The 3,464-nt window shown below is 69.6% G+C and carries 5 protein-coding genes; 2 read left to right on the forward strand and 3 right to left on the reverse strand.

Features of this window, described 5'->3' with window-relative positions:
• Nucleotides 1-110: 110 nt before the first annotated feature.
• From ACWDCZ_RS39485 to ACWDCZ_RS39495, 3 genes are read right to left on the reverse strand one after another with little or no spacing between them, the layout of a single operon-like run.
• The gene (locus ACWDCZ_RS39485; protein WP_449818484.1) at nucleotides 111-488 is read right to left on the reverse strand and encodes a hypothetical protein; all 378 of its coding nucleotides are present in this window, start codon (nucleotides 486-488) and stop codon (nucleotides 111-113) included.
• A gap of 3 nt (nucleotides 489-491) precedes the next feature.
• Nucleotides 492-1,229: a radical SAM protein gene (locus ACWDCZ_RS39490; RefSeq protein ID WP_449818485.1), complete on the reverse strand. Its 738-nt coding sequence runs from the start codon at nucleotides 1,227-1,229 to the stop codon at nucleotides 492-494.
• Nucleotides 1,230-1,277: 48 nt separating this feature from the next.
• Nucleotides 1,278-1,997 carry a Phenylacetic acid catabolic protein gene (locus tag ACWDCZ_RS39495; protein WP_181970378.1) on the reverse strand — a complete coding sequence of 240 codons (720 nt, stop codon included), beginning with the start codon at nucleotides 1,995-1,997 and terminating at the stop codon, nucleotides 1,278-1,280.
• A 398-nt stretch (nucleotides 1,998-2,395) separates the two neighbouring features.
• Between ACWDCZ_RS39495 and ACWDCZ_RS39500 the strand changes: the two genes are divergently transcribed.
• Nucleotides 2,396-2,854 carry a PaaI family thioesterase gene (locus tag ACWDCZ_RS39500; protein ID WP_449818486.1) on the forward strand — a complete coding sequence of 153 codons (459 nt, stop codon included), beginning with the start codon at nucleotides 2,396-2,398 and terminating at the stop codon, nucleotides 2,852-2,854.
• Nucleotides 2,855-3,003: 149 nt separating this feature from the next.
• A complete protein-coding gene (locus ACWDCZ_RS39505; RefSeq protein ID WP_449818487.1) occupies nucleotides 3,004-3,171 on the forward strand; it encodes a hypothetical protein in 168 nt (55 codons plus the stop codon).
• Nucleotides 3,172-3,464 lie beyond the last annotated feature (293 nt).

Here is a 3,464-nt window from a genome sequence, read left to right on the forward strand (position 1 = left end):
GTCCGACATGGACCCCTCACGCCGTGGCGTACTGACCGCCGGTCTCTACTCACTGACCCTGACAGGGACGTACGGGCGGTGCCGTACGGGCGGCGGGCAGGGGGGCGGGCTCAGAGCGCCGGGCCGGCCTTGGTGGCGTGGTACGGGGACCAGTGCCACTGCTGCCAGTAGCTCTCGGCGATGTCCAGCCACTGCTCCAGCCGGGCGGCGTCGTCCAGGAAGCGGTTGGCGCTGACCACCAGCCAGCTGTAGACGGCCTGGCTGTCCCGGCAGCCGCCGCAGTCGCCGGAGGTGCAGCAGAACTGGAGCGACTCGTAGTCGGCGCCCCAGACGTTGAAGCCGGGGATGACCGGGTTGCCGTTGGCGACGCGGTCCTCGTGTTCGGGGGCGTCGACGCTGAGGCTCGGGCAGACGTCGTAGCCGAACCGGCCGCCCCAGTGCGTCCGGCCGGTGACCAGGGTCCGGATGAAGTACGGGTGGCTCACCACCGCCTACGGGTACAGGTCCTTGACCCGCTGCGCCTCGTCCAGCACCCGCTGCTCGTTGGCGATCTTCAGCGGGGTCTCGGTGCCGTGCTCGCTGTAGAAGTTGAAGGTGACGATGTTGCCGTTCTCGGCGATCTTCCGCACGGTGGGCTCGATGTGCTCGACCCCGGCCTCGGAGAGCGCGTAGATGAACAGCACCCGCTGGTCGTCGCGGTAGTGCTTGAGCGCGGTGTCGAACAGGCCGGTGAACTTGGAGCCGTTGACCCGGATCGCGCGCAGGTCGTCGTCGAGCGGGCCGCCGCCGAAGATGCTGACCGCGATGGCGATCTTCTCGAAGCCCTGCTTGGGCATCGGGCGCAGGCCGTTGGTGGAGATGGTGATGTACGGCAGCTGTTCGACGAAGGCCTCGACCCGGCGCGGGACGAGGGTGGGCTCGCCGCCGATCAGGGTGGCCTGGTTGACGCCGTCGTCCGCCAGCTTGCGGGCGAAGGCCCGGATGCGGTCCAGGTCGGACAGCTCCTTGACGGCCGTGTCGAAGCCGCCCTCGAAGTACCAGCAGCCCTTGCAGCGGATGTTGCAGGTGTTGGTGAGGTGGACCTCGCAGGAGCGGACCTCGCGCCCCAGCCGGCGCAGCCGGTGCAGGCGTTCGGCCAGGTCGGGCCGGTCGGCGATGAGTTCGGCGGTGCGCGCCTTGGCCTCGCGTCGGCTCAGCGGGCGTTGTTCGATGGTGACGGGTGTTGCCATGGCGATGGGCTCCTCGGGAGTGGCGGGATCGGCGTGCTGCTGTTCCCGCTACTCCGGGAGGCGCAGACCCAGGTTCTTGATGCGCGGGGTGACCTTCTCCCGCCACAGGTCGCAGGCCTCGCCGTTGGTGGTCTGCCGCAGGCCGAAGCGGACGGCCAGCCTGGCGCGCTCGGAGCGCGGGCTGCCGAAGATCCGGATGAACGTCGGCCACAGCCGGTCCAGGGCCTGCTGGAGCTGCTCGCGGCCGTCGTCGGTGGCGGCGAGGTTGCGGCACACCCGGGCGCCGTGGGCGATGTGCACCTTCTCGTCGAGGATGATCGTGCGCACCGCGTCGGCCCAGGGCCGGTAGCTGCTCTGCGCGAACTCGGAGATCATCACCATCGCGGTCTCCTCGCCGATGTAGGAGAAGATCCCGCGCTCGGCCCAGGTGGTGCAGGTGTGGAACTCCTGGGCGCGGAACAGGTTCCGGTCGGCCAGGGTCTGCTTCTCCATGTAGGTGGTGTCCACGCCGACCTCCGCGAGGACCCGCTTGCCGATCTTGTAGTGGTCGTACTCCTCGGCGGCGCGCTCGGCGCAGACCTGCCGCTCCTCCGCGTCGGGGGCCAGCGGCAGGAAGACCTGCACGTAGTCGTCGCCGCCGGAGAGCTCCCCCTCGGTGTTGACCACCATGCCGCGGATGGCGATCTCCCGGTACTCCTCCGGCATCGCCAGGAACTCGTCGGGAGTACGGACCACCACCGCCTCGTCGTCCAGAATGGAAATACCCATGGCGCAACACCCCGTCTCTGAAGCAGGACTCTGAAGCAGGACATGGTCGGGCATGAACGGGTGGGGGCCCGTTTTCCACCGAGGCCCCTGACGACCACAAGGAAAATGACGCCGCCCCCCAGCGGCCGGCGGAGTTCCGCATCGGCTCCGCTGAACTTCCTCGGAGAGTAGGTGCTGCATTTTGGGCCGAACAAGGTCCCTTACGAATCGTGCCGAGCGGATTCGGCCACCGGACGGCACCGGAGCGGCCGGTTCCGGCCGCCACGACACCGCCAGGACATGCGCAATTATCATGGCCGCAACGGATCTTGGCGGTTGACCACGGCAAACGAAGCTGGCCGGAAGCGGGCCTGGACCGCCCCGGGCGCACCACCGGGCAGACGGTTACGCTGAGCCCCATGACCACCGACTTGAACACGGCGGTCGCCACCGTCGACGTCCTCCTGGGCCCCGATCAGCTCAATGACCTGATCACCGGCCAGTTCCCCGACTACGCCGCCTGCCGGGTGACCGGGGTGGACGGCCGGACCCTCACCATGGCCGTGGACGGCGACCGGCTGCGCACCCGCCCGGGCGGCACCATCTCGGGCCCGGAGCAGGCCGGCCTGTGCGACCTGGCCGCGTTCCTCCTGATCAACGCCCGGCTCGGGCCCACCCTGATGGCGCTGACCAGTTCGCTGCAGATCAGCTTCCTCAACCGGCCGCGGCCCGGGGCGCTGCGCGTGCACGCCAGGACGGCCAAGTTCGGGCGCCGGCTGTGCGTGGTGCTGGCCGAACTGCTGGACGCCGACGACGTCCTGGTGGCCAGCGCCACGCTGACCTACGCGATCCCGCCGGCCCGCCCCGAGACGGCCTGACGGCCCCCTCCCCTCCGCTCCCCGCACCACGGCTTCGCCCCGCCGCCGCTCCGACCCCGGCGGCCGGACGAATCCGACATCACAAATACGGGGTGGGGTATATTGGCGGCATGGCTCCGCCCCTGGGAGCCCGGAGAACGGAGCACGACATGTGCCGACGAGTCGCCTGCCGCACCTGCGGGAAGCCGGGCTTCGCCGGGTGCGGAATGCACGTGGAGCAGGTCCTGGCCGGGGTGCCGAAGTCCGCCCGGTGCGACTGCGTCGAGCAGGGCCGCAAGGGCAAGGGCTGGCTCGGCAGGCTGTTCGGCCGCAGCTGATCCCACCCCGCGCCCGCCCCCACCCGGAGCGCACTCCCGTCCGTACGCCAACAACTGGCCAGCGTGGCGTAAAAGGTGACAGTAAGTCGGCCGAGTTCACGATCTTTCGGACAGGAGACGATCTCGGTATTGATCTACGGACCGGTCACCTCTAGGTTGCGGTGCAATGTCACACTGAGCCGCCCTACGGCGTCCCCGGGGGGAATACCGTGCCGGACACCGCACTGGATGCACCGCAACTCGCCACGACCAAGCTGCCCCGGCCCTTCTACCGGCTGGCCGCGGGCGATGCC

The organism is Kitasatospora sp. NPDC001225 (assembly GCF_053597855.1).

Coding starts and splice junctions, on each gene's coding strand:
- ACWDCZ_RS39500 (WP_449818486.1), top strand. CDS start 2,396: ATGACCACCGACTTGAACACGGCGGTCGCCACCGTCGACGTCCTCCTG.
- ACWDCZ_RS39505 (WP_449818487.1), top strand. CDS start 3,004: ATGTGCCGACGAGTCGCCTGCCGCACCTGCGGGAAGCCGGGCTTCGCC.
- ACWDCZ_RS39490 (WP_449818485.1), bottom strand. CDS start 1,229: ATGGCAACACCCGTCACCATCGAACAACGCCCGCTGAGCCGACGCGAG.
- ACWDCZ_RS39495 (WP_181970378.1), bottom strand. CDS start 1,997: ATGGGTATTTCCATTCTGGACGACGAGGCGGTGGTGGTCCGTACTCCC.